20 protein-coding genes and 1 tRNA gene are annotated in these 21193 nt (G+C 68.5%); 8 read left to right on the top strand and 13 right to left on the bottom strand.

Annotation, left to right across the window (positions count from 1 at the left end; all coding sequences use genetic code 11):
* Positions 1 to 206 precede the first annotated feature (206 nt).
* Positions 207 to 542 (top strand): hypothetical protein, encoded by a 336-nt coding sequence (locus tag SNOV_RS04590; protein ID WP_013165746.1) that lies wholly within the window; start codon positions 207 to 209, stop codon positions 540 to 542.
* A gap of 9 nt (positions 543 to 551) precedes the next feature.
* On the opposite strand, the gene SNOV_RS04585 is transcribed toward SNOV_RS04590, so the two are convergent.
* On the bottom strand, positions 552 to 1079 hold the full coding sequence (locus SNOV_RS04585; protein WP_013165745.1) for a CreA family protein: 528 nt from the start codon (positions 1077 to 1079) through the stop codon (positions 552 to 554).
* Positions 1080 to 1284: 205 nt separating this feature from the next.
* On the opposite strand from SNOV_RS04585, the gene SNOV_RS04580 reads away from it, so the two are divergent.
* Positions 1285 to 2307 carry a DUF2865 domain-containing protein gene (locus SNOV_RS04580; protein WP_013165744.1) on the top strand — a complete coding sequence of 341 codons (1023 nt, stop codon included), beginning with the start codon at positions 1285 to 1287 and terminating at the stop codon, positions 2305 to 2307.
* Between the two features lie 3 nt (positions 2308 to 2310).
* Here the strand turns inward: SNOV_RS04580 and SNOV_RS04575 are convergent, their stop codons facing one another.
* The 5 genes from SNOV_RS04575 to SNOV_RS04555 all read right to left on the bottom strand — a co-directional run bounded on the left by SNOV_RS04575 (position 2311) and on the right by SNOV_RS04555 (position 8711).
* Positions 2311 to 3666, bottom strand: a complete 1356-nt coding sequence (locus SNOV_RS04575) for a glutamate--tRNA ligase (RefSeq protein ID WP_013165743.1) — start codon at positions 3664 to 3666, stop codon at positions 2311 to 2313.
* Between the two features lie 49 nt (positions 3667 to 3715).
* Complete coding sequence (locus SNOV_RS04570) at positions 3716 to 4519, bottom strand: pentapeptide repeat-containing protein (protein WP_013165742.1); 804 nt, start codon at positions 4517 to 4519, stop codon at positions 3716 to 3718.
* Between the two features lie 112 nt (positions 4520 to 4631).
* Positions 4632 to 6305: an NAD+ synthase gene (locus SNOV_RS04565; protein WP_013165741.1), complete on the bottom strand. Its 1674-nt coding sequence runs from the start codon at positions 6303 to 6305 to the stop codon at positions 4632 to 4634.
* 56 nt (positions 6306 to 6361) lie between these two features.
* Entirely contained in the window at positions 6362 to 8263 is a 1902-nt protein-coding gene (locus tag SNOV_RS04560) for a rhamnan synthesis F family protein (RefSeq protein WP_013165740.1), read from the bottom strand.
* Between the two features lie 100 nt (positions 8264 to 8363).
* Positions 8364 to 8711, bottom strand: coding sequence for a winged helix-turn-helix transcriptional regulator (locus tag SNOV_RS04555; protein ID WP_013165739.1), 348 nt, complete (start codon positions 8709 to 8711; stop codon positions 8364 to 8366).
* Between the two features lie 170 nt (positions 8712 to 8881).
* Here SNOV_RS04555 and SNOV_RS04550 point away from each other — a divergent pair, with 170 nt between their 5' ends.
* A complete protein-coding gene (locus SNOV_RS04550) occupies positions 8882 to 9901 on the top strand; it encodes a zinc-binding alcohol dehydrogenase family protein (RefSeq protein ID WP_041782859.1) in 1020 nt (339 codons plus the stop codon).
* Between the two features lie 143 nt (positions 9902 to 10044).
* Here SNOV_RS04550 and SNOV_RS04545 read toward each other — a convergent pair whose 3' ends face one another.
* From SNOV_RS04545 to gor, 4 genes are all read right to left on the bottom strand, one after another.
* Entirely contained in the window at positions 10045 to 10854 is an 810-nt protein-coding gene (locus tag SNOV_RS04545; protein ID WP_013165737.1) for an alpha/beta fold hydrolase, read from the bottom strand.
* A gap of 115 nt (positions 10855 to 10969) precedes the next feature.
* Positions 10970 to 11752: an alpha/beta fold hydrolase gene (locus tag SNOV_RS04540; RefSeq protein ID WP_013165736.1), complete on the bottom strand. Its 783-nt coding sequence runs from the start codon at positions 11750 to 11752 to the stop codon at positions 10970 to 10972.
* Between the two features lie 100 nt (positions 11753 to 11852).
* The gene (locus SNOV_RS04535; protein ID WP_013165735.1) at positions 11853 to 13238 is read right to left on the bottom strand and encodes a class II 3-deoxy-7-phosphoheptulonate synthase; all 1386 of its coding nucleotides are present in this window, start codon (positions 13236 to 13238) and stop codon (positions 11853 to 11855) included.
* A gap of 165 nt (positions 13239 to 13403) precedes the next feature.
* Positions 13404 to 14819: a glutathione-disulfide reductase gene (gene gor / locus SNOV_RS04530; RefSeq protein WP_013165734.1), complete on the bottom strand. Its 1416-nt coding sequence runs from the start codon at positions 14817 to 14819 to the stop codon at positions 13404 to 13406.
* Positions 14820 to 15076: 257 nt separating this feature from the next.
* On the opposite strand from gor, the gene SNOV_RS04525 reads away from it, so the two are divergent.
* The 3 genes from SNOV_RS04525 to SNOV_RS04515 all read left to right on the top strand — a co-directional run bounded on the left by SNOV_RS04525 (position 15077) and on the right by SNOV_RS04515 (position 18237).
* Positions 15077 to 16042, top strand: coding sequence for a Bug family tripartite tricarboxylate transporter substrate binding protein (locus SNOV_RS04525; protein ID WP_013165733.1), 966 nt, complete (start codon positions 15077 to 15079; stop codon positions 16040 to 16042).
* Between the two features lie 184 nt (positions 16043 to 16226).
* Positions 16227 to 16712 (top strand): tripartite tricarboxylate transporter TctB family protein, encoded by a 486-nt coding sequence (locus tag SNOV_RS04520; protein ID WP_013165732.1) that lies wholly within the window; start codon positions 16227 to 16229, stop codon positions 16710 to 16712.
* Positions 16713 to 16725: 13 nt separating this feature from the next.
* On the top strand, positions 16726 to 18237 hold the full coding sequence (locus SNOV_RS04515) for a tripartite tricarboxylate transporter permease (protein WP_013165731.1): 1512 nt from the start codon (positions 16726 to 16728) through the stop codon (positions 18235 to 18237).
* Positions 18238 to 18291: 54 nt separating this feature from the next.
* Here SNOV_RS04515 and SNOV_RS04510 read toward each other — a convergent pair whose 3' ends face one another.
* The 3 genes from SNOV_RS04510 to SNOV_RS04500 form a co-directional block, all read right to left on the bottom strand.
* A complete protein-coding gene (locus SNOV_RS04510) occupies positions 18292 to 18837 on the bottom strand; it encodes a DUF2059 domain-containing protein (protein WP_013165730.1) in 546 nt (181 codons plus the stop codon).
* A gap of 23 nt (positions 18838 to 18860) precedes the next feature.
* A complete protein-coding gene (gene rpiA, locus SNOV_RS04505; protein WP_013165729.1) occupies positions 18861 to 19565 on the bottom strand; it encodes a ribose-5-phosphate isomerase RpiA in 705 nt (234 codons plus the stop codon).
* 93 nt (positions 19566 to 19658) lie between these two features.
* Positions 19659 to 20150 (bottom strand): lactonase family protein, encoded by a 492-nt coding sequence (locus tag SNOV_RS04500; RefSeq protein WP_013165728.1) that lies wholly within the window; start codon positions 20148 to 20150, stop codon positions 19659 to 19661.
* Positions 20151 to 20320: 170 nt separating this feature from the next.
* On the opposite strand from SNOV_RS04500, the gene SNOV_RS04495 reads away from it, so the two are divergent.
* Positions 20321 to 21022: an HAD-IA family hydrolase gene (locus tag SNOV_RS04495; RefSeq protein ID WP_013165727.1), complete on the top strand. Its 702-nt coding sequence runs from the start codon at positions 20321 to 20323 to the stop codon at positions 21020 to 21022.
* 89 nt (positions 21023 to 21111) lie between these two features.
* Positions 21112 to 21186 (top strand) — tRNA-Val (locus SNOV_RS04490).
* Positions 21187 to 21193: the final 7 nt, after the last annotated feature.

The following is a 21193-nucleotide window of genomic DNA, read 5'->3' as shown; positions in this document are numbered from 1 at the left end:
TTCGCACGGATGGCGGCGCCTTCGCACGCTGCCATGATCCTGCCCTACCAGAGGATGGTTGACGCCGCGAGGGACGCGGCGCTATCTCCCGGCGCCGTCGGGAGCCGTGATTATGTGGAATTGTTAAGGCTCGGTTCAAACCTTTTCGCCACATTCGCGTTAATCCCGCCGAACGCCTCAACGCCACCAACCGAACGACCCATCCCATGTTCGCGCCGCCTCATTCCAGCCGTCTCCGCTCGGCCCTCCTCGCTGTCGCCCTCATCGCCGCGCCCGGCCTCGCAATGGCGCAGGAGCCCACCGCGATCTTCGTCGTCGACACGTCGGACGGCTACGGCATCGACAATTGCGTCGCTTCGGGTGCGCCCTGCGGTCAGGCGATGGCGGATGCGTGGTGCCGGGTACACGACTACAGCCGCGCGATCGGCTTCGGCAAGATGAAGTCGGATGCCACGCTGAGCAGCGTCAGCACCGCGCCGCTGCGCACCGCCTGCTATGGCGGCGCCTGCGCCGAGACGGTCGCCATCACCTGCAGCAAGTAAGCCGCCGCCTCACTTCAGATAGTCGGCGCATTTCGGCGCCTCGCCGCTCGCACCCCACGGCATGATCGGCACGCTGGTGGTCGAGTTCTTCGGGCTGCCCTCGATCAGCTTGTCCGAATAGACGATGTAGACCAGCACGTTGCGCTTGGCGTCGCAGCCGCGCACGATCTGCATCTTCTTGAAGATGAGCGAGCGGCTCTCGCGGTAGACCACGTCGCCCTGGTCGAACTTGCTCTTGAAGCTAATCGGCGCCACCTGCCGGCAGGCGATGGAGATGTCCGAGATCTCCTCGGCGACGCCGAGCATGCCCTTCACCCCGCCCTTCTCCGGTACAGTGTAGTAGCAGGCGACGCCCTGCACGAGCGGATCGTCGATCACATAGGTCGCGAGCTTGTCGTCCGGGGTGAGGAATTTCCACACCGTCGACTTCTTGAAGATGAGTTCCGGCTCCTGCGCCCGTACAGGTGCGGCGACGACGAGCGCGCCGGCACACAGGACGAGGACGGCGAGGAGAGCGCGGGCGACGGCACGGGTCATCGATGAGCTCCGGTTCGGGACCGCCCGCATATAAGCGCGTGCGGCACCGCCGCAACATGTCTCGTCTTTCCGCGGCGGCCCCGGCGGTAGATCGTGATTGCTTCAAACTTTCGACAAGCTCGCCATGCTCATTGCGTCCTTCGGCGGTTTCCGGCAAACCGCGCTGACGAGACGCCAGACATTCCGGTTGATACAGTTCCCATCGATGATGCTTACCCGCCCTCGCCTCGCCTCCTATCTCGCCGCCGCGCTGTTTGCCGTCTCCGCCGGCGTCGCGAGCGCGCAGGACATGCCACCCGGCGCAGTGGGTGGTGGTGCGGGCGGCGGCGATCGTTCGGCCTGCATCCGGCTGGAAGGCCAGCTCGCCGCGCTCGACAGCGGGCAGGCGCCGCAGGGCCAGCCCAATCTCGGCGCGGTCATCGCCCAGCAGCAGCAGGACGTCGCCAACCTTTCCGCGCAGGTGCGCCAGCTGGGCTGCGACAAGCGCGGCTTCCTCATCTTCCAGCCTCAGCTGCCGCCGCAGTGCGAATCGCTCAACCGCCGCCTCACCCAGGCGCGCTCGGCGCTCGACCGCACCATGATGCAGTCGCGCGGCCAGCAGAGCGGCACCAATGAGCAGCGCCGCCAGCTGATCTACGCACTGGCGCAGAACAATTGCGGCCCGCAATACCAGGCCGCGGTCGGGCAGGGCGGTGGAGGCGGCGGCGTCTACGGCAACATGAACCGGCGCCCGCGCAACTTCTTCGAACAGCTCTTCGGCGTGCCGCGCACGATGGACGAGGAAGCCGGCCCGCTCGACGTGCAGCCGCTGGAGATGCCGAAGGTCTCGACCTATCGCACCGTGTGCGTGCGCACCTGCGACGGCTTCTTCTTCCCGATCTCGTTTGCCGCCACGCCGGCGAAGTTCGGCTCGGACGAAGCGGTCTGCCAGCGCCAGTGCCCCGGCACGGAAGCGCGGCTCTTCGCCTATCGCAATCCGGGCGGGGACATCGAGCAGGCGGTCGCCGCCAACGGCCAACCCTATATGTCGCTGCCCAACGCGCTGCTCTACAAGAAGAGCTTCGTGCCCGCCTGCTCCTGCCGCCCCGCCGGCATGAGCTGGGCGCAGGCTTTGGGAAGCCAGGAAGACCAGACCCTGCGCAAGGGCGACATCGTCGTCACCGAGGATGCCGCCCGCGAGATGTCGCAGCCGCGCCCCGCGACGCCGCCGGCGACGAAGAAGCCCTGAGCCCTACGCGCGCACGCCCCTCAGCCGCGCCGCAGCCTTCTCCCGGCCGATGAGCGGCAGCAAAGCCTTGAGCTCCGGGCCGCTCTCCTGTCCGGTCAGCGCGAGGCGCAGCGGGTGGAAGAGCGTCCGCCCGGCCCGGCCGCTCGCGGGCTTCACCAGCGCGATCCAGCGCGGATAGACGTCCTCGCCCCATTCCTCGGGAAGCAGGTCCGCGGCGGCAGCCAGGAAATCGGCATCCTCCGGCGCCACGACCGGCTCAATCGGGCCTTCCACCACCCGCCACCACAGGGCGGCATCGGGCAGCCGCGCGAGATTGCCGCGCACCGCCAGCCAGAACGCCTCGCCACCCCCGACGCCGAGCGCGGACAGCCGCTCCGCCACCGTCGCATAAGGCAGATGGTGCAGCGTCGCAGCGGTGAGCGCCGAGAGCTCGACGGGATCGAAGCGCGCCGGCGCGCGGGAGATCTTCGAGAAATCGATCCTCGCCGCCAGCGCGTCGAGGCTCTCGACCGACTCCACCGCCATGGAGGTGCCGGTCAGCACCGCGAGCGAAGCCACCGCCAGCGCCTCCTCGCCCGCCTCGCGCAGCGCCTTGAGCGAGAGATGGCCGAGCCGCTTCGACAGCCCCTCCCCGCTTGGCAGGGTCAGGAGATTGTGGTGGGCGAAGCCCGGCGCCGTGCCGCCCAAAGCCTCGATGATCTCGATTTGCACGCCGGTATTGGTGACGTGATCCTCGCCGCGCACCACATGGGTCACGCTCATCTCGATGTCGTCCACCACCGAGGTCAGCGTGTAGAGATAGGAGCCGTCCTCGCGCACCAGCACGGGATCGGAGAGCGTGGCGGTATCCACGGTCTGATGCCCGCGCACCATGTCCTCCCAGGCGACGATGCGACCGTCCAGCTTGAACCGCCAATGCGGGCGGCGGCCCTCCGCTTCGAGCTTCGCGAGGTCGGCGCCGGTGAGCTTCAGGGCAGCGCGGTCGTAGAGTGGCGGCAGGCCGCGCCGGCGGCGCGAGAGGCGGCGCGTCTCCAGCTCCTCCTCGCTCTCATAGGCCGGATAGAGGCGCCCCGCCGCCTTCAGCTTCTCGACCGCCGCGTCGTAGCGGGGAAGCCGCGCCGACTGGTGCTCGATCCGATCCGGGTTCAGGCCGAGCCACGCCATGTCCTGCGCGATGGCCTGCGCGAATTCCGGCGTCGAACGGGCCGTGTCGGTGTCATCGTAGCGCAGGATGAAGGTGCCGCCCTCGCGCTGCGCATAGAGCGCGTTGTAGAGCGCGGTGCGGGCATTGCCGACATGCAGCAGCCCAGTCGGCGACGGGGCGAAGCGGAGGACGGGCGCGGAAGCAGGGTTCGACATGGCGCGCCTTATCGCCGAGGCGGCGCCGGCTTACAACCGCGCGCATCCGTCACTGCCGTATCGAAAGATCGAGATTCTTGGCCGCGTCCAGATTCCTGGCGGCGTCGAGCCCGAGCAGGCCGATCAGCCGTGCCGAATCCACGTCGGCATTCCTGAAATCCGCGCGCGCCACATTGGCGCCGGTGAAATCGGCGCCGGCAGCCTCCATGCCGACGAGCGAGGCCCCCGCCAGATCGGCGTCCCGGAGATTGGCGAAGCGAAGCTGCGCGCGGGACAGATTGGCACCTTGAAGATTGGCGCCCTCCAGATTGGCCGAGTTCAGCACGCCGCGCATCAGCCCCATGGACTGATTGCGCATGTCCGCGCTGAAATCGGCACCGGCGAGATTGGCCCTGCTGAAGTCGGCGCGCGAGAAATCGCCGGCGATACGCGTGCCGGAGAGGTTGGCGCCGTCGAGCCGGCCGTCCTGCGCCTGCGTGCCGAACAGGCTGGCCTTCTTCAGGCTGGCGCCGGAGAGAATGGCCTTCAGCATCCAGGCCTGATCGAACATCGCACCATCGAGGCGTGCCCGCCCGAGATTCGCGCCATTGAGCAGCGCGGCACGGAAGTTCGCCCCGGTCAGGTCCAGGCCGGACAGATCGAGGCCGTTGAGCCGACGCCCGGCAAGATCGACCGGCGCGCCCGGCCTTGCCGCGGCGATCAGCGCCTCGACATCGGCCCGGCTCATCTCGGCCGTCGTCATCTGCGGTGAGGTCAGGTCTAGGTGGCGCAGCATGTCCTGCGCGGTAACGGGCGCAAAGCCGAGACATCCGGCCAGCAGCGCCGCGAACCCGATCGCCACCGGTGTCTTCACAGCACGCCACCCCTCATGTCGGGACCGCAGCCCCGGAGGAACCACAACACCAGCGATAGCATCACGGTGCCATGCCCGCGCATCACGACTGCGGGACCGAGGCGGGCCCGCCCTATGCCGTCTCGCGGAACCTGTTGGTGATCGGATAGCGCCGGTCGCGGCCGAAATTGCGCGCCGTCACCTTCACGCCGGGCGCCGCCTGCCGGCGCTTGTACTCGGCAATATTGAGCATGCGCTCCACCCGCGCCACCAGAGTCGCGTCGTAGCCCTCGGCAACGATGTCGGCCACCGGCATCTCGCGCTCCACCAGCCGCAGCAGGATGGCGTCGAGCACGTCATAGGGCGGCAGGCTGTCCTGGTCCTTCTGGTTCTCGCGCAGCTCGGCGGTCGGCGGCTTGACAATAACGTTCTCGGGCATCACCGCGCCGGAGGGGCCGAGCGCATAGGCCGGCTTCCAGCGGTTGCGCAGGTGGCAGAGGCGGAAGACTTGCGTCTTGTAGAGATCCTTCAGCGGGTTATAGCCACCGTTCATGTCGCCATAGAGCGTGGCGTAGCCGGTCGACATCTCCGACTTGTTGCCGGTGGTGACCACCATCGAGCCGAACTTGTTGGAGATCGACATCAGCAGCGTGCCGCGCACGCGCGACTGCAGATTTTCCTCGGTGACGTCGCGCGGGCGCCCGTCGAACATCGGCGCCAGCACCTTCTCCAGCGCCTCGACGCTCTCGGCGATCGGCACGATGTCGTAGCGCACGCCCAGCGCTTCGGCGACCGCAGCGGCGTCGGAGAGCGACTCGTTCGAGGTGTAGCGGTAGGGCAGCATCACACAATGCACCCGCTCGGCCCCGAGCGCGTCGACCGCCATGGCGGCGACGAGCGCGGAATCGACGCCGCCGGAAAGGCCAAGCACCACGCCGGGGAAGCGGTTCTTCTCCACATAGTCGCGCAGCCCCATGACGCAGGCGGCATAGTCCGCTTCGTCGTCGAGCAGCAGCGGAGAGCGCGCGCCCTCCTCGCAGCGCCAGCCCTCGGCCCAGCGCTCCCAGCGCGTGAGGCGGATGCGCTCCTGGAAGTTCGGCATCTGCACGGCGAGCGAGCGGTCGGCGTTGAGCACGAAGGAGGCACCGTCGAACACCAGTTCGTCCTGGCCGCCGACCTGGTTCACATAGGCGAGCGGCAGGCCGCTCTCGACCACCCGCGCCACCGCGACATTCATGCGCTCATCATAGACCGTGCGGCGATAGGGCGAACCGTTGGGGATGAGCAGAAGCTCCGAACCCGTCTCGGCGAGGCATTCGATCACGTCCTGCGACCAGATATCCTCGCAGACCGGCACGCCGATCCGCACGCCCTTGAACGGGATCGGCCCCGGCATCGGCCCCGGCGCGAAGACCCGCTTCTCGTCGAACACGCCGTAATTGGGCAGGTCGACCTTGTAGCGGGCGGTGACGACCTTTCCGCCGTCGAGCAGCAGCACGGCGTTGTACAGCTTGTCGCCATCGGCCCAGGGCGAGCCGATGAGCACCGCCGGCCCGCCATCGGCCGTGTCCTTCGCCAGTTCCTCTACCGCCGCGCGGCAGGCGGCCTGGAAGGCCGGCTTGAGGACGAGGTCTTCCAGCGGATAGCCGGCAATGAACAGCTCGGTAAACAGCACCAGCTCGGCGCCCTGCTCGGCTGCCTGCGCGCGCGCCTCGCGCGCCTTGATGAGGTTGCCGGCGATGTCGCCGACGACCGGATTGAGCTGCGCGAAGGCGATGAGAAGCTGGTCGGCGGGTTCTGCGGACATGTTCGTGATTTAGCCTTAGCCTTGCCCCTCGGCAATCGATGCGAACGCGGCGCGGATCAGTCCCAGTCGGTGCCGGGCACGCGCACCGCGGCGGTGGTGAAGCCGGCCTTGCGCACCACCGTCGGCAGCAGACGCTCGATCCCGTGCAGCACGGTGCCGTCGAGCGGAATCGGCTCGACCGGGTAATCGCTCCATTTGAGGTCGAGCGCCAGCACCGGCGCCAGCGCCGCCGGGCGGACGGCGAACATGTTGCCGACGGGGAAGTCGACATAGGTGCCCATCGGCTCGGTCAGCCCCATGTCGCGCCGCAACTCCTCGACCACGCGGCCATTGCGCGCCCAGTCGAGCAGATGGGTGTCCTCGGGATAGACGAGACCGACCTGCGGATGCGCCGCCATATAAGCGAGCACCGCGTCGAGCATGGGATGATCGCCGCCGATCAGGTTCTCCCACAGGAAATTGCGCCAGGGATCGCCGATGGCGCGGCGGCGGCCCTTGGTCTTCTTACCGTGGAGGTGGAGAAGAACGTCGTACTCCCCGCCCGTCAGCACGTCGCGCAGCGCGGTGAGGAAGGGACCGATGTCGCGGCCGCTATTCGGTACGACGTCGATGCGCACCTTGGCCGGCCAGGCGGCGGTCAGCGCGCGCAGCTGTTCCACCTTGGCCGGCGTGTCGGTGGTGAGGAAGAGGTCGGGCCGCGAGGCGTTGGCCGCCAGCCGCTCCAGCAATTCGGGGAGCAGGTCGGGATAGAAGAAATGGCCGTGCAGCCCGACCTTGAGCGGGCTCGCGACCGGCGCGGCCGGCGGGCCGAAAACCGGCACCGCCCAGGGACCTTCCGGCCTTCCTTTCTCGATCCAGTGCGACAGCGGGTAGCGCCGCTCGTCGAAGCAGGCAACCGGGTGGTGCTCGGCATAGATCAGCGGGTGGAAGCCGGAATAGGGCCGGCGCAGCGGCGGGCGGTTCGGGTGCCGCTTGAGCAGCGCCTTGCGCCGCCACGCGGCGATGAGGGAGGCGAGTCTTGCCGGCACTTTGATCTCGCCGGGCGGGTCGCCCTCGCGCGGGATCGCCAGCACTTCCAGCTGGGCCGGATCGGTGGCGAGCACCAGCGCCAGCTCGTTGTCGAGCTCCGCACCGATCTCGCGGCCGATCGCTTCCACATCTTCCGGCGCATTGCCGATAACGAGGCGCCGCCGGCCGGCACGGTGCGGCAGCAATGAGAGCGCCGCCTGCCTCGCGGCATCGGAGGGGAAGGCCACGGCGCTCGCCCGCTCCAGCGCGACGTCCAGCGCCTCGACGAAGTCCGCATAGGTCTCCGGCGCGCCGGCGAGCGCGACGACGGGGATGTTGCGCTGTTCCAATATGTCGGCGGCATCGGCCGCACCGAAGCCGATGGCGACGGCGAAGAGCGGGTGATAATCCGCCGCGCGCTGGGCCAGCGCGTCGAGCAGCACCGCCCGCGGGGCACGCGAGCCGGCGACGTCGACCGGGATGACCGCGGCCGGGAATCCCGAAAGCGCCACACCGTCGAGAACAAGCATCATCACCCCATGATGCCCCGCCAGCGTCCGCACCAGCGCCTCGGCCGGCGCGGCATCGCCCTGCGCCACGACGACCACGGGACGGCGTCCCTCGTCCTTCAACGGGAACGGCAAATGCCGCACCAAAGGCGGCAGGGTGTCGTCAGCATGGGTCAGCCAGGCGGCGAAGGGCCGGCGCGGCCGGCCGGGCTCCTTGAACACCACGCCCCCCAGGCCCGGGCGCGGGCGCTGATAGGTATCGAACAGCAGCGAGCGCAGCCAGGGCCGCGGCCGGCTCTCGGCGTCGAACAGCAGGCGGCCGATCGAGCGGCCGATCTTCTGGCTGGCATTGGTGAGCCACTGCCGCCATTTGCTGCGCCGCTTGGGCTCGAAATAGCGCCGGTTCGGGGTCGGGCTGGCGGGATGCGCCGGGCTGGTCATAGGCGGGTCCAAGGTGCTCGACGGCCGCAGCCGGCCTCGGATAGCGGCGGTCGCACGTCTTCTACCCAGCCGGACCGCCGAAGGCCAGCGTCCCGCGACGTCACTCCGCGGCGACGTCGAAGGGCTGCGTGTGCCGCTTGCCCCAGTCGTGCAGCACCATCACCGCCGGGCGCAGCGCCTCGCCCTCGGCGGTGAGCTGGTAGCCTACCTGCGGCGGCACGGTAGGATAGACGGTGCGGGAGATGACGCCGTCCGCCTCCAGCTCTCTCAGCGCCTTGGCGAGGATGCGCTGGGTCACGCCCGGCATGCGCCGGCGCAGCTCGCTGAAGCGCAATTCGCCGCCGAGCAACTGGTAGATGATGCCGCCCTTCCATTTGGCGCCGATGATCTCCAGCGCCGCCTCGACCGCGCAGCCCGTGCGCGAATAGTCCTGATGGCGCCTCGCCATATTCTCTCTCCCATCCGGGGTCGCCGAAATCTAGGTAAACCCGGCGGCGCGGGGAAGAGGATTACAATTTCGATACCTGCCGACAAATTCGTGCGTTCTTGTGCTTTTGCGCGGCTTTGCGACATCTCAGCCGAGACGAGACCATGACGCGCCATGCGCGGGAGATGATCATGAAGGCCATCGGTTATAGCGAATCCCTGCCCATCGGCGAGGAGCGCGCGCTCTTCGACTTCGAGACCCCGGCGCCGACGCCCGGCCCGCACGACCTGCTGGTGCGGGTGAAGGCGATCTCGGTCAATCCGGTCGACACCAAGGTACGCCGCCGCCGCGCCGGCACCGAGGGCGCCCCGGTCATCCTCGGCTGGGACGCCGCCGGCGTGGTCGAGGCGGTCGGTCCCGAGGTGACCTTGTTCAAGGCCGGCGACGAGGTGTTCTACGCCGGCGACCTCAACCGGCCGGGCACCAATGCCGAACTGCACCTCGTCGATGAGCGCATCACCGGCCACAAGCCGGAGAGCCTCTCCTTCGCAGAGGCCGCCGCCATCCCGCTCACCGCGGTGACTGCCTGGGAAGGGCTGTTCGACCGGCTGGAGGTGCCGTTCAAGGGCAAGGGTGCGAAGGACGCGAAGCTCTTGGTGGTCGGCGCGGCGGGCGGCGTCGGCTCGCTGGTGGTGCAGTTCGCCCGCCAGCTCACCGACCTCACCGTCATCGGCACCGCCTCGCGCCCCGAGAGCCGCAAATGGGTCGAGGAGCGCGGCGCGCATGCGGTGATCGACCATTCGCGCCCGCTCGCCGAGGAGATCGCGGCCGCCGGGCTCGGCGAGATCGACTACACCTTCACCCTGACTAACTCGGACAAGCACTGGGCCGAGATCGTCAAGGCGGCGAGGCCGCAGGGCCGCATCGCCATCATCGACGATCCGGCGAGCCTCGACGCGATGCTCTTGAAGACCAAGAGCCTGTCGCTGCACTGGGAGCTCATGTACACGCGCTCCATGTTCCAGACCCCGGACATGATCCGCCAGCACGAGATCCTCGACGAGGTCGCCCGGCTGATCGATGCCGGCACGGTGCGCACGACACTGGGCGCAAATTTCGGCACGATCAACGCAGAGAACCTCAGGCGCGCGCACGCGGCGCTGGAGAGCGGCATGTCGATCGGCAAGGTGGTGCTGGAAGGCTGGGGCTGAGGTTCGAAGCCTCCGCTTCCCCCTGCTGACCGTCATCCTGAGGTGCCCGGCCAGAGGCCGGGCCTCGAAGGATGCTCATCCGGGTGCGCTCTTGCGATCATCCTTCGAGGCTCGCTGCGCTCGCACCTCAGGATAACGGCGCCCTATGTGTCAGGAGGGGTCGTCGTAGATTGAAGCGCCGCCGCGCCCAGCCGGCGGTCGAGCAGGTGCTCGATCACCACATAGCGCAGCCGGCGGAAGATGCCGGTCTTCTTGCGCCGGCGCATCTTCTGGTAGGTCGCGGACGTCTTGCGCTGCTGCCACAGCCGCGCCTCGAAGGCGGCGATGTCGAAGCAGCCCTCGGCGATGTCGAGCACCGCGCTCTCCAGCATGCCGCATTCCTGCACATAGGCGATGGAGGCATGGCCGCTGAAATAGATGCGCACCAGATCGAGCTCCGCCTCCTTGCGCAGGCGCCTTATGTGCCGGCGATCCTGGTTGAGCGGATCGTAGAAGACGTATTTCACCGCCTCCTTGCGCGGAAGCTGGCGGTCCCAGAGCAGCGACTTGCCCTCGGAACTCCAGCGCCGCTCCCACCACACGCGCCAGCGATCGACGCTGTATTGCGGCGAGAAGGCGATGACCGCGTCGGCGGCGAGCGGCTCGGAGAAGCGATAGGCGGCGTAGGCGCCCATGCTCATGCCATAGGTGATGACCCGCGTGCCCGCGGGGATGTCGGCACGCACGGCGGCCAGCGCCGCCTCCATCTCGGGATAATGATACCACTCGTTGGCGCGCGGCATGACGTGGTAGGCGGTGAAGCCGCGATGGTGGAAGAACTGCTCGCCGAAGCCGCGACGGTCGGGCCTGCGGGTCGGGATCATCGATTCGAACGAGACGAAAACCACGTCCTCGCGATGCCCAGGCATCTTGAAGACCGACACGGCCTCGCTTTCGAACACGCTCTGCCGCAAGGGCGGCCTCCTCAACCGGATCGGCCGCAGGGCCGGGGCGGCGAAACTAACTGCGCCGCCGCCTCCGCAGCAATGGGTTCCGCCTAGAGGGCGGCGGTGGCGAAGTTGCGGCGCCTCAGCCGAACCGGTCGACGAGGTCGGCGCGCAGGCGGCGGAACAGGCGGCTGCGGCTGCGGGCGCGCTTGGCGACATAGAGCGGCGAGTGGTCGATGCGGATCTTCAGTTCCCGCTCGCAGTCCGCCGCATCGAAGCGGTTCTCGCCGATGGCGAGCACGGTCTCGCCGAGCATGCCGCATTCCATGAACACGGTGATGGTCGCGTGGCCGGCATAGGGCACGCGGACGGGCACGACGTCCGCCTCGCGCGCGAGCATCCGCACATGGTGGCGGTCGCGGTTGTGCGGGTCGTAGAACAGATAGACCGGCACGCCGCGCGGCGTGGTCAAATGCTCCCACAGCACCTGGCGCGGGCGATCGAACAGCCGGTCCCAGCGCTTGTCCCAAGGGATACGGCGCTTGTCGATGCTGTATTGCGGCGAGAAGGCGATCACCCGCGCGGCGCCGAGCAGCCCGGCGAAGCGGAAGGCCGCGTAGCCGCCCATGCTCACACCATAGGCGACGATCTCCGGCCCCGGCCCGACATCCGCACGTACCGCCGCCAGCACCTCCGCCATCTCCGGGTACTGGAACCAGAAATTGTCGCCCGCCAGCAGGTGATAGGAGGTGAAGCCGTTGTCCTGCAGGAACTTCTCGCCGAAGCCCTTGCGGTCGAGCGGGCGCTTGAGCTGGTGCGCCTCGAAGGTCACGAAGACGACGTCGCTACGGGTTCCCGGCGTGCGCACCACGCGCACGTTCTCGCTCTCGAAGATAACCTGTCGCTCTAAGATAGCTTGCCGCACCAGCGGCTCCTCACAAAGAAAAACACCGCGGCCGGTGAGGCCGCGGTGTTTCCATATCCAAGCTCAGGCAGCGGGAAAACGCTTTTTGCGTTTCCGAAGATTACTCGGCCGCTTGAGTCACCGGACGCACGCGCCCGGCCCGCTCCTGCTTCAGCAGCTCGGCGACGAGGAAGGCCATCTCGATGGCCTGCTCGGCGTTGAGCCGCGGGTCGCAATAGGTGTGGTAGCGATCCTTGAGGTCCGCATCCGAGATCGCCCGCGCGCCGCCGGTGCATTCGGTGACGTTCTTGCCGGTCATCTCCAGATGCACGCCGCCGGCATAGGTGCCCTCGGCCGCATGGACGGCGAAGAAGTCCTTCACCTCGGAGAGGATCTGGTCGAACGGCCGGGTCTTGTAGCCGGAGGCGGCCTTGATGGTGTTGCCGTGCATCGGGTCCGACGACCACACCACGCTGCGCCCCTCCCGCTTCACCGCGCGCACCAGCGCCGGCAGACTGCCGGCGACCTTGTCGGCGCCGAAGCGGCCGATCAGGGTCAGGCGGCCCGGCTCGTTCTCCGGGTTCAGCGCGTCGATCAGGCGCAGAAGGTCGTCCGGCTTCAGTGACGGGCCGCACTTCAGGCCGAGCGGGTTCTTCACGCCGCGGCAGTACTCGATATGGGCGTGGTCGAACTGGCGGGTGCGATCGCCGACCCAGATCATGTGGCCGGAGGTCGCGTACCAGTCTCCGCTCGTCGAATCCACGCGAGTCAGCGCCTGCTCGAAGCCGAGCAGCAACGCCTCATGCGAGGTGAAGAACTCGGTCGAGCGCATCTCCGGATGATGCTCCGGGTCGATCCCGATGGCGCGCATGAAGTCGAGCGCCTCGGTGATGCGGTCGGCGAGCGCCTGGTAGCGGCCGGACTGCGGTGAGTCCTTGATGAAGCCGAGCATCCACTGATGCGCGTTGCCAAGGCTCGCATAGCCGCCATTGGCGAAGGCGCGCAGCAGGTTCAGCGTCGCCGCCGACTGGCGGTACGCCTCGAGCTGGCGGCGCGGATCAGGGATGCGCGACGCCGGCGTGAACTCGATGTCGTTGACGATGTCGCCCCGGTAGGACGGCAGCTCGACGTCACCCACCTTCTCCATCGGCGCCGAGCGCGGCTTGGCGAACTGGCCGGCGATGCGCCCGACCTTCACCACAGGGGAGGCGCCGGCATAGGTCAGCACCACCGCCATCTGCAGGAAGACGCGGAAGAAATCGCGGATGTTGTCGGCCGAATGCTCGGCGAAGCTCTCGGCGCAGTCGCCGCCCTGAAGAAGGAAGGCCTCGCCGTTCGCCACCTTGGCGAGCTCGCGCTTCAGCCGGCGGGCTTCACCTGCAAAAACCAAGGGGGGAAACGAGGCAAGCTGACGCTCCACCGAAGCCAAAGCTTCGGCGTCCGGATAGTCCGGGACCTGCTGAATGGGCTTCGCCCTCCAGCTTTCCGGCGTCCAGCGATCAGACATGACTGCCTCCAAGAAACCCCAATACGCCGCGCGGGGCTCATCCCCGGCGGGAAAGGCCGGCCTTATACACCCAAGGCTCGCGCCGGCGCCAGTATGCTGCCGCAGCGGCTTCATTGCACGATTGCCCGGAAGGCGTAGAGGGCCTACGCCCCCGCGCCTATGGCCTCAGATCGCCGGGGTCGCCTCGGCGGAGACCTCGGGGATCACCTTGTCACTGGTGGCGTGCTTGGTGCGCAGCGTCACCAGCTCCTCGGCGCTGGAAGGGTGCAGCGCCATGGTGCGGTCGAAGTCGGCCTTGGTGGCACCGATGTTCATCGCGATGGCGGCGATCTGCACGATCTCCGCCGAGCTCTCGCCGATGAGGTGGACGCCGAGCACCTTGTCGGTCATCTGGTCGACGACGAGCTTCATGAAGGTGCGCGAGGTGCTGCCCGACAGCGTCGCCTTCAACGGGCGGAAATCCGTCTTGTAGATGTCGAGCTTGTAACCGCGCGCCCGCGCCTCCTCCTCCGACAGGCCGACCGTGCCGATCTCCGGCTCGGTGAAAACGGCGGTCGGGATGTTCTCGTAGTCGACCTCCCACGGCTGGCCGCCGAACACGCTGTCGGCGAAGGAATGGCCTTCGCGGATGGCGACGGGGGTGAGGTTCACGCGGTCGGTGACGTCGCCCACGGCATAGATGGAGGGGACGTTGGTGCGCGAATTGGCGTCCACCGCAATGGCGCCGGCGTCGTTCAGATGCACCCCGACCGCGTCGAGCCCGAGGCCGACCGTGTTCGGCACGCGGCCGATGGCGAGCATCACCTCGTCGGCGAACAAGTCGCGGCCGTCATTGAGCCGGACGCGCTTTTCGCCTTCGCCTTCGCCCTCGTGGATGCTCTCGATCGTGGCGCCGAACTCGAAGGCGATGCCGGCGGAGGCGAGTTCCGCCGCGATGCGCTCCTGCAGCTCGCCCTCGAAGCCGCGCAGCACCTTGTCGCCGCGGTGGACCACCGTGACCTTCGAGCCCAATCCATTGAAAAGGCTTGCGAACTCAAGCGCGATGTAGCCGGCGCCCTGGATGATGATCCGCTCCGGCAAACGTTCGAGATGGAACGCCTCGTTCGAGGTGATGCCGAGCTCGCGGCCGGGCATATCGAGGCCGATATTGGGCCGACCGCCGGTGGCAATAAGGATGACTTTCGCGGTGACACCGGTGGCATCGGCGAGCCGCACAAGGTGCGGCCCCTCGATCACCGCGCGCTGCTTCACGATCTCGACGCCCGAGCGTTCCAGATTGGCGCGATAGGCGCCTTCCAGCCGCGCGATCTCCTTGTCCTTGTTGGCGATCAGCGTCTTCCAGTCGAAGCTCACGCCCTCCACCGTCCAGCCGAAGCCGGCGGCGTCGGCGAAGTCGTGGGCGAACTGTGCGGCATAGACGAAGAGCTTCTTCGGCACGCAGCCGCGGATCACGCAGGTGCCGCCCAGCCGGTACTCCTCGGCGATCTTCACCTTGGCGCCGTGGTTGGCGGCGATGCGTGCGGCACGCACGCCGCCCGAGCCCCCGCCGATGACGAAGAGGTCGACGTCGAATTGGTCCATGATGCGCGTCCCCGCTGCGGTGCGCAGGCCTCAGCCCGATCCCTGCGGATGTCGCCCCGCGCGCGGCGAACGTCAAGCGGCCGCATGGCTGGCCTGCGCGCGCGTCGTGCAAAAGTCTTAGCCTTCCGTGGAACTCGACACGGTGGGTATCGCGCTCTAGCTTCCAAGCCGCGTGCCCATTCGCCGCGTGCCAACTTCCGCGTGCCAAGCGGCGGCCAGCGTTCAACGCGTCGCCGTTCCATTCCTTGGAGGAAACGATGAATCACATGTTCCGCGGAGCGCTGCTCGCCGCAGCCCTCGCTGCCGCGCCCTTCGGTGCCGCTTCGGCGCAGGTCAGCGACCTCAAGATCATCGCCCCGGCCGCGCCCGGCGGCGGCTGGGACCAGACCGCCCGCGCCCTGCAGCAGGTGCTGCAGTCCGAGAAGCTGGTGCCCAACGTGCAGGTCATGAACGTGCCGGGCGCCGGCGGCACCATCGGCCTCGCCCAGTTCGTCAACGGCAGCAAGGGCGACCCGAACGTGCTGCTGGTCGGCGGCTACGTCATGGTGGGCGCCATCATCACCAACAAGTCGCCGGTGAACCTCTCGCAGGTCACCCCGATCGCCCGCCTCACCGGCGAGTACGAGGCCATCGCCGTGCCGGCCAATTCGCCGCTGAAGTCGATGGCGGACCTCGTCGCCGCGCTGAAGGCCGACCCGCAGAAGGTCTCCTGGGCCGGCGGCTCGGCCGGCGGTACCGACCACATCGCGGCCGGCCTGATCGCCAAGGCGGTGGGCGTCGACCCGACCAAGGTCAACTACATCGCCTTCTCCGGCGGCGGCGAGTCGCTCGCCTCCATCCTCGGCGGCAAGGTGACGGTCGGCATCTCCTCGCTCTCGGAGTTCGACGCCCAGGCCAAGGCCGGCAAGCTGCGCATCCTCGCCGTCTCCAGCGGCCAGCGCCTGCCCGACGCCAAGGACATCCCGACGCTGAAGGAATCCGGCGTCGACGTGGAGATCCAGAACTGGCGTTCGATCTCGGCCGCGCCGGGCATCACGCCGGAGCAGAAGAAGGCGCTGTCCGACATCATCGCCAAGGCGGTGGAATCGAAGGCGTGGAAGGATCTCCTGGCGCAGAAGGGCTGGGTGAACACCTACCTCGCCGGTCCCGAGTTCGAGGCCCAGCTCAACAAGGACATCACCGCGACGCAGGCCATCCTGAAGGATGTCGGCCTCGCCAACTGAGGCCAGCGCCTCTGTCCTGATCATCATCATCCCGGAACGGCCGCAGGCCGTATCCGGGATCGCGCGCCGAATCTATTGTGAGCGATCCCGGCTCTGCGCCCTGCGGGCTCCGGCCGGGATGACGCCCAGCCTGATGACGGGAGCAGGCCTCTCCCGCCGCCACCCGCTCCCCGGAATGCCTGACATGAGCGACCAGCCCTCTTCCTCCGCCCGGCCCTCCGCCGACAGGGCGGGCCTCTTCATCGCCCTCGGCCTCGCCGTGCTGGCGCTCGTCGTCGGCTGGGACGCCTGGCGCCTCGCCAGCGTCAACGCCCATTCGGCGGTCGGACCCGCCGCCTTCCCGACCATCATCGCCGCAGGCCTCGCCATTCTCGCCGTCGCCACCGCGGTGGAGGCGATCCGTGAGGGCGCCATCGCCCGGCCGCGCGACGAGGCGGGGCCGATGGTGTGGGTGCTGGCCGGCCTCGTCGGCCAGATCATCCTCCTGCCCTTCCTCGGCTTCTCCATCGCCACCGGCTGGCTGTTCGCCGCCACCGCCAAGGGCTTCGGCCGCGGCCCGGTCTGGGCGCATTTCCTGGCGGGCACGGTGATGTGCTTCATCATCTACCTGATCTTCGCCAAGGGGCTGCAGCTCTCGCTGCCGGCCGGCCCGCTCGAACGGCTGATCTGAGGGAGCGGCACCGATGGACACGTTCGCCGCCCTCGGCCAGGGCCTCTTCGTCGCCCTCCAGCCGATCAACCTGCTCTTCGCCTTCGTCGGCGTCATGCTCGGCACGGCGGTCGGCGTGCTGCCGGGCATCGGCCCGGCGCTCACCGTGGCGCTCTTGCTGCCGATCACCTTCAAGCTCGATCCGGCCGGCTCGCTGATCATGTTCGCCGGCATCTATTATGGCGGCATGTATGGCGGCTCCACCGCCTCCATCCTGCTCAACACGCCCGGCGAGAGCTCCTCCATCGTCACGGCGCTGGAGGGCAACAAGATGGCCCGCGCCGGACGCGGCGGGCCGGCGCTCGCCACAGCCGCCATTGGCTCCTTCGTCGCCGGCACCATCGCCACCATCGGCCTTGCCTTGATCGCCCCGACCGTGGTCGACATCGCCATCTCCTTCGGGCCGGAGGACTATTTCGCGCTGATGGTGCTGGCCTTCACCACCGTCTCCGCCGCCTTCGGCTCCTCGGTGACGCGCGGGCTCACCAGCCTGTTCATCGGCCTGTCGCTCGGCCTCATCGGCATCGACCTGCAGAGCGGGCAGGCGCGGCTCTCCTTCGGCATCCCCGACCTGCTCGACGGCGTGGAGGTGACGACGCTGGCGGTCGCCCTGTTCGCCATCGGCGAGACGCTCTCGGTCTGCGCCGCGGGCTCGCGCGCCGAGGAGGTCATCGAGCCGGTGAAGGGCTCGGTGTTCATGAACCGGGAGGACTGGAAGCGTTCGTGGCGGCCGTGGCTGCGCGGCACCGTGCTCGGCTTCCCCATCGGCGCGATGCCGGCGGGCGGCGCGGAGATCCCGACCTTCCTGTCCTATGCGCTGGAGAAGCGGCTCTGCAAGAAGCCGGACGAGTTCGGCAACGGCGCCATCGAAGGCGTCGCCGGGCCGGAGGCGGCGAACAACGCGGCCGCCGCCGGCGTGCTGGTGCCGCTGCTGACGCTCGGCCTGCCGACCTCGGCGACGGCGGCGATCATGCTGGCCGGCTTCCAGCAATACGGGCTCAATCCCGGCCCGCTGCTGTTCACCACCAATCCGGACCTCGTCTGGGGCCTGATCGCCTCGCTGTTCATCGCCAACGGCATGCTGCTGGTGCTGAACCTGCCGCTGGTCGGGCTGTGGGTGCGGCTGCTCGCTATTCCCCGGCCGTGGCTCTATGGCGGCATCCTGGTCTTCGCCACGCTGGGCACGCTCGGGGCCAACCCGTCGCTGGTCGAGCTCGGCATGCTGCTGGTGTTCGGCCTGCTCGGCTATGTGCTCCGGCGCTACGACTACCCCATCGCTCCGGTGGTGGTCGGCCTCATCCTCGGCCCGCTCGCCGAGCAGCAGCTTCGCCGCGCCCTCGCCATCAGCGTCGGTGACCCGATCGTGCTGTTCCAGTCGCCGATCGCGCTGACGCTCTATGCGCTGTCGGCGCTCGCCCTGTTCGGGCCGCTGATCTTCTATCTCATCACCGGCCACAAGGCGCCGGTCGGCGGCGACGAGGACTGAAAACGAAAATGCCCGGCGCGAGCCGGGCATTTTTCTTGTCGGGAGGCGGCGGCGTCAGATGGTGAAGCCGCGCTTCTTCATCTCCTCGCGCACCTTGGCTTCCATCTCCCGCGAGAAGCCCGCGCTCCACGCCTGGATGCCGCGCAGGCCAGCGTCGAGCAGCTCCTGGCGCTTCTCGACGAGCTTGCGGCCCACCGGCGAGCGGTAGAACACCAGCAGCTCCTGCAGCTCGGCGGCGCTGAACTGGGCGGCATAGGTGCGGGCGAGGATCTGCACCACCTCGGAGCGGCGACCCTCATATTGCGGCACGAGCTGCTTGGCCACCTCGCGCAGGTCGCGGATGAGGTCCGGATTGGCCTGCACGAAGCTGGCCGCCGCCTGCTCGATGACGTTGGGGATGATGGCGTCGAAGCTCGACGCCTCGCCATTGGCGATCAGCAGCTCGTTGGCGAGCTTCATCTGCTCGGCGCTCGGCTCGGCGCCGGGCTTGGCCTGAGCCATGTTGAACGGCGCCTGCTCCTGCGCCAGCACGGGGGCGGCACCTGCGAGCAAGGCGAGCGCCAGCGCAGCCCCCGTCAGCCGTCCTGCAATATCCAGCATGAAAGTCTCCCTGACGAATCTGCTCACGCGCGGTCGATCACCGACACGCCGCCGGCGCCCGCGAGGATGACGCGGCTCGCCAGATTGATGAAGAGGCCGTGCTCGACGACACCCGGCACTTCCGACAGGCGCGCCGCGAGCGCGGCCGGGTCGGTGATGCTGTGATAGGCGGCGTCGAGGATCAGGTGTCCCTGATCGGTGACGAAAACATGACCGTCCGGGCGGCGCCGCAGCGTCAGGAGCCCCTCGCATCCGGCCGCGCGCGCGGCGCGGTCGATGCCGCGGCGGATGGCGGCGACGCCGAAATCCACCACCTCGATCGGCAGCGGGAAGGTGCCGAGCCGGTCCACCTTCTTGGAGGCGTCGGCGATGACGATCATCTGCTGCGCCGCCGAGGCGACGATCTTCTCGCGCAGCAGCGCGCCGCCGCCGCCCTTGATCAAGGTGAGGTCCGGCCCGATCTCGTCGGCGCCGTCGATGCACAGATCGAGCACCGGATGCTCGTCGAGCGTGCCGAGCGGCACGTTCAGGCTTTCCGCCTGCGCCCGCGTCACCTCGGAGGTCGGCACGCCGACCACTTCCAGCCCCTCGCCCACCCGCTCGGCGAGCAGCTCGACGAAGTGCTTGGCGGTCGAGCCGGTGCCCAGCCCGAGCTTCATGCCCGAGCGTACATATTCCAGCGCGCGGGCCGCGGCCTGGCGTTTGAGAGTCTCAGCTTCGGTCGACATGGCGATGGTCGGGGCTCAGCCTGTAGGTCTTCCAATATCGATGCTGCCTAGCGCCGTTGCGGCGCCGGGACAAGCCCGGCACCGCGGCGCGGCTCAGTGCGTGGGCGCGGTGCAGACCACCGCCGGCTCGGTGCCGCCGCCCTCCTTCGGCATGTCGCGCACATAGCAGACGCTCATCTGCCCGGTCTGCGCGTTCACGCGGAAGATGCCGGTCTCGCCGGAATAGCGGGTCGACATGATGTCGTAGGTGCCCGGCTCGCCGGCAGCGGCGCTGGCGTCGCGGCGGAAGCAGCGGGTGACGCCGACGAGGCTGCCCTCGGGCCGCTCGAACTGGCAGGCGCTCACCTCGCCGTTGCGCACATTGACCGAATAGAGCCGGTTGGCCTGCGCCGAAGGCGGCGAGCCGAAGACGAACGGGCCGTTGCCGGCCGGAGCCTCGCTCGCGGGCGGCGAGGCCGCGGGCGTCTCGGTCGAGCCTCCCGCCGGCGGGGTCGTGCCCTGAGCATGGGCCCCGATCGTGGCAAGCCCGATCAAGGCACCGGCGAGCGCCGCCGTGCCGAGCCAGGTTCCAATCTTCAGCGTCATCGCAAGCACTCCCGAAAACTCGACCCGATTACCATTGACCGGCCGCCACCCTCCTGCGCCCGATGGACGCGCCACGCTGGACAGCAAAAGCGGCAGGATTGTAGGCAGTCTATGCCTGTCTCGCGGCGGCCGGCAGCTTCCATTTACCGTCATCATCCACGGAAATCGACATGAGCGCACCCCCGACCCGCCCCGCCGTGATCGCCTTCGACCTCGATGGCACCCTCGTCGACACCGCCCCGGACCTGCTGGACACGCTCGACGTCATCCTCGACGAGGTCGGCGCGCCGCGCCTGCCGCGCGAGGAGACGCGCAAGATGATCGGCGCCGGCGCCAAGGCGCTGGTCAATCGCGGGCTGACCGCCGCCGGCATCGACGTCGCCCCGCCGGACTTCGACAAGCTCTATGAGCGCTTCCTGGAGCATTACGCCGCCCACATCGCCGACAGCTCGGCGCCCTTCCCCGGCCTCGTCGCGGCGCTGGACGAGCTCTCCGCCCGCGGCCATGTGCTGGCGGTGTGCACCAACAAGCTGGAATATCTTTCGCGCCTGCTGCTCGACCGGCTCGGCCTCGCCGACCGTTTCGCGGTGATCGCCGGAGCCGACACCTTTCCTGTGTACAAGCCCGACGCCGGGCACCTCATCGGCACCATCGAGCGGGCGGGCGGCTCGCCGCAGCGCGCCTTGATGGTCGGCGACAGCATGACCGACGTGCTCACCGCCAAGAACGCCCGCGTGCCGGTGATCGTGGTGCCCTTCGGCTATACCGAGACGCCGGCGGCCGAGCTCGGCGGCGACGAGTTGATCGAGCACTACGACCTTCTCCCCGAGGCGGTGGAGCGCCTGCTTCGGCTCGGGATCAACAACGGATGAAAGCGCGAGCGCGCTTGACACCCGGGGACCCGGCACACTAAATCCCGCCGCGATGGACGACGCCCCTCGGAGAACCCGCCGGGGGTGACGGGCGATTAGCTCAGCGGGAGAGCACTCCCTTCACACGGGAGGGGTCGCAGGTTCAATCCCTGCATCGCCCACCATCTCTTT

The organism is Ancylobacter novellus DSM 506 (genome assembly GCF_000092925.1).
In the GTDB taxonomy this organism is placed as follows: Bacteria; Pseudomonadota; Alphaproteobacteria; order Rhizobiales; family Xanthobacteraceae; genus Ancylobacter; species Ancylobacter novellus.
This window is presented reverse-complemented; position numbering and strand designations above follow the sequence as displayed.

What these genes read in the sequence shown, in the direction of transcription:
- SNOV_RS04590 (WP_013165746.1), top strand. Translation starts at nt 207, where the DNA reads ATGTTCGCGCCGCCTCATTCCAGCCGTCTCCGCTCGGCCCTCCTCGCT.
- SNOV_RS04585 (WP_013165745.1), bottom strand. Translation starts at nt 1,079, where the DNA reads ATGACCCGTGCCGTCGCCCGCGCTCTCCTCGCCGTCCTCGTCCTGTGT.
- SNOV_RS04580 (WP_013165744.1), top strand. Translation starts at nt 1,285, where the DNA reads ATGATGCTTACCCGCCCTCGCCTCGCCTCCTATCTCGCCGCCGCGCTG.
- SNOV_RS04575 (WP_013165743.1), bottom strand. Translation starts at nt 3,666, where the DNA reads ATGTCGAACCCTGCTTCCGCGCCCGTCCTCCGCTTCGCCCCGTCGCCG.
- SNOV_RS04565 (WP_013165741.1), bottom strand. Translation starts at nt 6,305, where the DNA reads ATGTCCGCAGAACCCGCCGACCAGCTTCTCATCGCCTTCGCGCAGCTC.
- SNOV_RS04560 (WP_013165740.1), bottom strand. Translation starts at nt 8,263, where the DNA reads ATGACCAGCCCGGCGCATCCCGCCAGCCCGACCCCGAACCGGCGCTAT.
- SNOV_RS04555 (WP_013165739.1), bottom strand. Translation starts at nt 8,711, where the DNA reads ATGGCGAGGCGCCATCAGGACTATTCGCGCACGGGCTGCGCGGTCGAG.
- SNOV_RS04550 (WP_041782859.1), top strand. Translation starts at nt 8,882, where the DNA reads ATGAAGGCCATCGGTTATAGCGAATCCCTGCCCATCGGCGAGGAGCGC.
- SNOV_RS04535 (WP_013165735.1), bottom strand. Translation starts at nt 13,238, where the DNA reads ATGTCTGATCGCTGGACGCCGGAAAGCTGGAGGGCGAAGCCCATTCAG.
- gor (WP_013165734.1), bottom strand. Translation starts at nt 14,819, where the DNA reads ATGGACCAATTCGACGTCGACCTCTTCGTCATCGGCGGGGGCTCGGGC.
- SNOV_RS04525 (WP_013165733.1), top strand. Translation starts at nt 15,077, where the DNA reads ATGAATCACATGTTCCGCGGAGCGCTGCTCGCCGCAGCCCTCGCTGCC.
- SNOV_RS04520 (WP_013165732.1), top strand. Translation starts at nt 16,227, where the DNA reads ATGAGCGACCAGCCCTCTTCCTCCGCCCGGCCCTCCGCCGACAGGGCG.
- SNOV_RS04515 (WP_013165731.1), top strand. Translation starts at nt 16,726, where the DNA reads ATGGACACGTTCGCCGCCCTCGGCCAGGGCCTCTTCGTCGCCCTCCAG.
- SNOV_RS04510 (WP_013165730.1), bottom strand. Translation starts at nt 18,837, where the DNA reads ATGCTGGATATTGCAGGACGGCTGACGGGGGCTGCGCTGGCGCTCGCC.
- rpiA (WP_013165729.1), bottom strand. Translation starts at nt 19,565, where the DNA reads ATGTCGACCGAAGCTGAGACTCTCAAACGCCAGGCCGCGGCCCGCGCG.
- SNOV_RS04500 (WP_013165728.1), bottom strand. Translation starts at nt 20,150, where the DNA reads ATGACGCTGAAGATTGGAACCTGGCTCGGCACGGCGGCGCTCGCCGGT.
- SNOV_RS04495 (WP_013165727.1), top strand. Translation starts at nt 20,321, where the DNA reads ATGAGCGCACCCCCGACCCGCCCCGCCGTGATCGCCTTCGACCTCGAT.